This is a genomic window from Stagnihabitans sp. (assembly GCF_964946895.1).
Map to the genome: position 1 here is coordinate 1 of NZ_CBBQHX010000085.1, position 5,406 is coordinate 5,406.

Consider the following 5,406-nt stretch of genomic DNA (forward strand, 5'->3'; position numbering starts at 1 on the left):
CTGCCACGGAAATTTGCAATCGGTGCGGCTGGCGCAAACGCGGGCGGGGACGTATCAGGGCCACATCCCAGAGGAAAGCGCCCATGTCCGACACCAAACACACCCCGCATTCTGACGGCCTGCCGGTGCCGCGCCGCTACTTTGCCATTGCTGTGCTTCTGACGACCCTGACGCTGGTGGTGCTGGACGGTGCCATTGCCAATCTGGCGCTGCCGTCGATTGCCGCCTCGCTGGCAGCAAGCCCGGATGCGACGGTCTGGGTGGTGACGGCCTATCAGCTGGCGGTTCTGGTCGCCCTTTTGCCGTGTGGAGCGCTGGGGGAAAAGCTGGGGGCGCGTCGCGTCTATCTGGTGGGGGTGGCGATCTTTACCCTGGCTTCAGCGGCCTGCGCGCTGTCGGGCAGCTTGGCCGTGCTGGTGGTGGCGCGGTTCGCGCAAGGCCTGGGTGGCGGGGCGATCATGGCTTTGGCAGTGATGAACCTGCGCCACGCGGTGCCGCACCGCATGGTCGGCACGATCATCGGCATCAATGCCATGGTGATCGCGATCGCCTCGGCTGCGGGGCCGGGGATCGCCGGGGCGATCCTGGCTGTGGCTCCGTGGCCCTGGCTGTTCGCGGTGAACATTCCGCTGGGGCTGATCGTGCTGACGTTTGGAGCCGTCCTGCCCTTCACGCCGGGCGTGGCGCGGCGCATCCCCGGCGCGGCGCTGGTGGTGAACGGGGTGATGTTCGTCCTGTTCTTCGCGGGCGGCGACCGTATCGTGCAGCAACCGCTGGTCGGAGGGGGGATGATGGCCGGCGCGATGCTGTGCCTGGCCCTGGTCCTGCGGCTGCAACGCGCAAGCCCTGCGCCGCTGGTGCCGACCGATCTTCTGGCGCTGCCGGCCTTTCGGATCGCCCTGATCGCCTCGGTCAGCTGTTTTACCGGGCAAATGCTGAGCCTGATCGCGCTGCCCTTCTATTTGCAGCATCGCTTGGGCATGGCGCCGATCGAAGCCGGGCTTTACATGATGCCGCTGCCGGCGGCGACGGCCGTCATTGCGCCAATCTCGGGCAAGCTGGCAGACCACGTCAAGACGGCTTGGCTCTGTGGTGCTGGCGGCGGCCTGATGGCGCTGGGGCTTGCCGCGATCGCCCTGTTGCCCGGCGATCCGGGGGGCGCGAAGGTGATGGCCGGGACGATGGTGGCCGGTCTGGGCTTTGGCCTGTTCCAGACCCCCAACAACCGCATCCTGCTTCTGTCCGCGCCCAGACCGCGCAGCGGTGCGGCGGGGGCGATGCAGGGCACGGCGCGCTTGTCCGGCCAGACCCTTGGGTCCATCGCCATGGCGATCCTGTTCGCCCTGCTGCCAATGACGCAGGCGCCCGAGATTGCGTTGCTGGTCGCTGCGGTCTTCGCCGGTCTGGCCGCCTTGGTCAGCCTGGGCCGGGCCCGGTTTGAGCCCGCGTCCATGACACCCGCCGGCCAGCCCTAGTCTGGCGCATCGGGCGAGAGGTGCCTGTGCCCAACCGCTGCGCCTTGCCCTCGCGGACAGGGCGCGAGACTTGCGCGGCGGGCCCTCGCTGGGGTTGGTCAGGACCGGGCCAAGGCCATCACGTCGTCTTTTCCAGAATTTCCCGGAACCGTCGGGCCAATTCATTGCGCCGATAGGGCTTGGACAGCAACTCCACGCCGGGGTCGAGACGGCCTTGATGGATGATGGCGTTTTCCGTGTAGCCCGAGGTGAACAGGACCTTCAGGTCGGGTTGCGCCGCGACCGCCAGTTTGGCCAGTTTGGCGCCGTTGATGTCACCCGGCAGGACGACGTCGGTGAACAACAGGTCGATGTCCTGCGTCTGTGCCAGAATGGCCAAAGCCTCGGTCGCGTCGGCGGCGACGCTGGTGCGATAGCCAAGGCCACCGACGATTTCGGCGGCGTGCGCCAGCAGCAAGGGATTGTCCTCGACGATCAGCACATGCTCGCCCCTCCCGCCGAGGTGGGTGATCTCGGGTTCGGCCAAGATTTCGGCAACGCTGGACCGGCTTCTGGGCAGGTAAAGGCTGACCGTCGTGCCATGCCCTGCTTCGGTGTAGATGGTGACATGGCCGCCCGATTGCTGGGTGAATCCGCGCACCATGCTCAGCCCCATTCCGGTGCCGGAGCCGCGCGCCTTGGTGGTGAAGAATGGTTCGAAGGCGCGGGCCACCACCTGTGGCGTCATCCCGGTGCCGGTATCGGTCACCGCGATCCGCAGGAAGTCACCCGGCCGCGCGTCGGGTGTGCGTTCGGCATAGGCGGCGTCCAGCCGGGCATTGCTGCATTCGATCAGAAGCTTGCCGCCCCCCGGCATGGCATCGCGGGCATTCACGGCAAGGTTGAGGAGCGCGGCGTTCAACTGGGCGGGATCGGCCTCGACCAGCCAAAGACCGGGTGAGGAGATCACCTGCAGGTCGATATTGGCGGGCAAGGTCCGCTCCAGCAGGCGCCGGACCTCGGACAAGGCGCCCGAGGTATCAAGGCTTTTGGGCGCAAGAGGCTGCCGGCCCGCGAAGGCCAGCAGGCCAGCGGTCAGTTCGGCGCCGCGTTCCGCCGCACGGATGATGACCGAGGCGAGTTCGCGCTCGCCCTCGGTCAGGCGCTTATCGGCCTGCAGCAGGTCAGCGCTGCCAAGGATGATGGTCAGAAGATTGTTGAAGTCATGCGCCACGCCGCCGGTCAACTGACCGATGGATTCGATACGCTCGGCTTGTCGCACCCGCTCTTCGGTGCGGCGCTGCTGGGTCACATCCTCGATGCTGCCGATTACCCGGACCAGCTTGCCGTCTTCATCCCGAACGGCCACAGCCTTTTCGCGCACAATGGCAAAGCTGCCATCGGCGCGGGCCATGCGGTATTCGCGACGCCAACGACCGGCATCCCCGGCGCAGAAGGCGTCAAAGTCCGCCAGCAGGGCTTGGCGGTCGTCGGGATGCACGGCGGCTTGCCACGGGGTCGGGATGGTTTGCACGCCGACCCAGTCATAGCCAAAGACGCTGCGCAACCCTTCCGAGTAAAAGACGGTGTTTCGCTTGGGGTCATATTCATAGATCCCGTCGGCGGCGACATCGACAATGGCGCGCAGGCGTTCCTCTTCCTCCCGCAGGGCCGTCACATCGGTGATGGTTCCGATCATCCGCGCCGGACGACCATCCGAACCGGGCAGCGAGATGGACCTGTCCAGAACCCGAGCCCAACTGCCATCCGCCCGCCGCAAGCGGTATTCCGAGGTCAGAAGCTCTTTTTGCAGCGGGCTTTGCTGGGATTCTGTCTGCGCTTCCATTCTCGCGCGGTCTGCGGGGTGCAGGATCGACACCCAGTCGGCAAGACAGCGTGGGAAGGTCTGCGGATCATAGCCAAACCGCGGCTGTCCCGCCTCACTCCATGTCAAAGAGTCTGCGGCCACCTGCCAGTCGAACACGACGTCCTGAGACGCCTTCAGCGCCAGACGATAGCGCTCTTCGCTGGCGTGCAGACTGCGTTGCCCCTGCACTTCGGCGGTCACATCGCGCACGTGCACCCCGATCCCATCCGGCGTCAGAAAGGCCGCGACCTTGCGGACCGCCTGTGTCGACGGGACTTCCAGCAGGAAGCTCACGGATTGCCCGTCGACAAGAAGCTGCGTCATCGGTGGGCGCAGTTGGCTGGCGACCAATGGAAACACATCCCAAAGCGTCCGGCCCAGATAGACGGCGTTCGGCCCCTGCGCGTAGCCGATGAACTGTTCCGCCTTCGGATTGGCATAGGTGAGCCGCATGTCCCGGTCGAGCAACAGGAAACCATCGGGAAGGTTTTCAACCATGTTGGCCACGCGCAGCGCCAAGGCGTCCGCTTCTTGCCGCACCGCGAAGATGTCACTGACATCCTGAACCGCGCCCACAACGGCGATGACCTGACCATCGGCCGCAATCACCGGCCGCTGCCTGATCCGGACCCGTTTGCGCACCCCGTCGCACGCGGTTATCGGGTACTCGCCGGCGATCTCGACACGTTCTTGATGCACGCGCTCGCGCAGATGGATGATTTCGGCGCGGCCAGCCGGATCAAAGCAGCCGAAGAAGGCCTGCAGGTCGAAGGTGCCTTCCGGCATGGCAAAGATCCGGCTGATGCCTTCCGTCACCTCCAGCCGCTCTGTTGCAATATCCCTGCGCCAGCCCCCGACCTTGGCAATATCGCTGGCGACCGCGATGATGGCCTGACTGCGGTCGGCGCGCTCCGCCGCCTGCACGGCATCCGTCACGTCCTGCAACAGTCCGAAGCGGCGCCCGCCATGGTCAAGGTCGGTGCCGGCGATCACCTTGATATGGCGGATTTCGCCGCTGGGCCGGACGAAGCGGACGGTGATTTCCGTGATCTCGCCCGTCTCGGCCGAGGTGCGGCGGGCCGCCTGATATCGCGCCACATCCTGGGGGTGGATCAGGGTCAGCAGTTCGGCAAGACTGGCCTTCTGGCTGTCGTGAGACAGGCCCCACATGGCCCGGATTTCCGGGGTCAGCGTGACGCGACCCGTCTCGTCATCGGCTTCGATCGGCACGCAACCGGCACGGATCATGGCCCGCTTCATCTGCGCGTAACGTTGCTCTGCCGTTGCCCCCGGTGCGACCAAGACCGCATGCGGCCGGAAAAAGGCCGAGATTGCCCGGGCCGGCTGTCCCTGCCAGACAATCTCCTCGCGACGCAGGTCAACATCATGGCCCGCTGGCCCGATGCGGGCAAAGTCCCGATCCGGAAGGATCGACAGATCGGCCGGACCAAGCGCGCTGACCTGCGCCAGCGTCATGCCCAGAACCCGGCAGGCCGCATCATTGCACGCAAGGATGTGCTGTTCGGCGAGATCGCAAATCCAGATTGGATAAGGTTGATCTGCGATCCGCGCGAGGGCCAACATGGGACAGCACCTTTCACTGTCGACAGCAGCTTCAAACCGTTCCAGTTTCGGTCCAGGTCGGACTTCGATTCAAGTCTATCCGTAAGGGTATGTCAAATCATCGCAACCTTTTCCGATGCGACCAAATCTCCAGTCCGCCTGCGCCCGCAAGTCCGACCAGCCACGGGGTGTCGAAACGTCCTCCACCCGCGCTGCTGACCGAAAACACGGTCAGCCCAACCCAAGGCAACAGGCGACGAGTTTCGGCTCAGCAAAGACGGACGCCGCACGGGGCAGACCATCAGCCAAGGCCCATGCTCCCGATGCGGCGAATGGGGTCTTCGCGCACAAGGGCGAAAGGTCTGATAATAGAAAAGTGGTGGCGAGGGGGGGACTCGAACCCCCGACCCCGTGATTATGAGTCACGTGCTCTAACCAGCTGAGCTACCTAGCCACTGGGCGGGGAGGTACTGGAGGCGGCTTGGGGCGTCAAGGCAAAATCGTCAGGAATCGTGCGGGCCT

General features: G+C 65.3%; 2 protein-coding genes and 1 tRNA gene. 1 reads left to right on the forward strand and 2 read right to left on the reverse strand.

Going from position 1 to position 5,406, the window contains the following annotated elements; genetic code table 11:
* Nucleotides 1-83 precede the first annotated feature (83 nt).
* Nucleotides 84-1,475: an MFS transporter gene (locus AC1Y2B_RS23265; RefSeq protein WP_482255505.1), complete on the forward strand. Its 1,392-nt coding sequence runs from the start codon at nt 84-86 to the stop codon at nt 1,473-1,475.
* 118 nt (nt 1,476-1,593) lie between these two features.
* Here the strand turns inward: AC1Y2B_RS23265 and AC1Y2B_RS23270 are convergent, their stop codons facing one another.
* On the reverse strand, nt 1,594-4,905 hold the full coding sequence (locus AC1Y2B_RS23270; RefSeq protein ID WP_482255506.1) for a PAS domain-containing protein: 3,312 nt from the start codon (nt 4,903-4,905) through the stop codon (nt 1,594-1,596).
* A gap of 356 nt (nt 4,906-5,261) precedes the next feature.
* A tRNA-Met gene (locus AC1Y2B_RS23275) sits at nt 5,262-5,338 on the reverse strand.
* Nucleotides 5,339-5,406: the final 68 nt, after the last annotated feature.

What these genes read in the sequence shown, in the direction of transcription:
- AC1Y2B_RS23265 (WP_482255505.1), top strand. Translation starts at nt 84, where the DNA reads ATGTCCGACACCAAACACACCCCGCATTCTGACGGCCTGCCGGTGCCG.
- AC1Y2B_RS23270 (WP_482255506.1), bottom strand. Translation starts at nt 4,905, where the DNA reads ATGTTGGCCCTCGCGCGGATCGCAGATCAACCTTATCCAATCTGGATT.